Origin of the sequence: Modestobacter versicolor (assembly GCF_041028285.1) — a bacterium.
In the GTDB taxonomy this organism is placed as follows: Bacteria; Actinomycetota; Actinomycetes; order Mycobacteriales; family Geodermatophilaceae; genus Modestobacter; species Modestobacter versicolor_A.
Map to the genome: position 1 here is coordinate 1 of NZ_JABGDB010000025.1, position 651 is coordinate 651.

Consider the following 651-nt stretch of genomic DNA (forward strand, 5'->3'; position numbering starts at 1 on the left):
CAATTGTGAAGTTGAAATACGGAAAATTAAAATCAATTCCATTTAAATGACTTCTGACTGAGGACCAGGAGCAACTAGTCAATGTTGTGTGTGAGGCTGTTCAGCATGCAATGTTGAATGCCAACGTGTGACAGAGACTCAACGGGTCTAACATAGCAGTTGGTGGATTCACTTTCAACGTGGACAACACACCGTGAATTATGACATCAGACATGTTTGGCACAATTGGTTGAGTACTTCTAACTAATGCCCAAATTGATGAATATGAATGAATTGCTGACCCACACGCCTACATAAGAACAGCCAATGGCAACATTCAGATTATTGGCAAGACATCAGATATTGACCTGATTGCAGAATTGTCAATTTAAGGAGATTATATGAAAAGAGAACTTTTTTTAGTAAAGAATAGAACAGTTATTGGTGAAGGTATCCAAACTGTTGATGAAACCAAAGTGGTTGATTTTAACAACATGCGTATTGACGGATATGTGGATGGTAAAGTAACCACACTTCCTACAAAAGAAGAAGTCATCAATATTGCTTTAGGTTTCAGAAACATTGTAGAAACCGTTAAATGAACATTGACTATTGACAGTGAGGATATGCTACCTTCAACTGAGCAACTTGATGCTTTATATATCACACCAG

General features: G+C 37.3%; 1 protein-coding gene. It reads left to right on the forward strand.

What is annotated here, in order from left to right; translation table 11 throughout:
* The first annotated feature begins 380 nt into the window (after positions 1–380).
* Positions 381–581, forward strand: coding sequence for a hypothetical protein (locus HL054_RS22090; RefSeq protein ID WP_259542517.1), 201 nt, complete (start codon positions 381–383; stop codon positions 579–581).
* Positions 582–651: the final 70 nt, after the last annotated feature.

Excerpts from the sequence above, each read along its gene's own strand:
- HL054_RS22090 (WP_259542517.1), top strand. The coding sequence starts at position 381 with ATGAAAAGAGAACTTTTTTTAGTAAAGAATAGAACAGTTATTGGTGAA.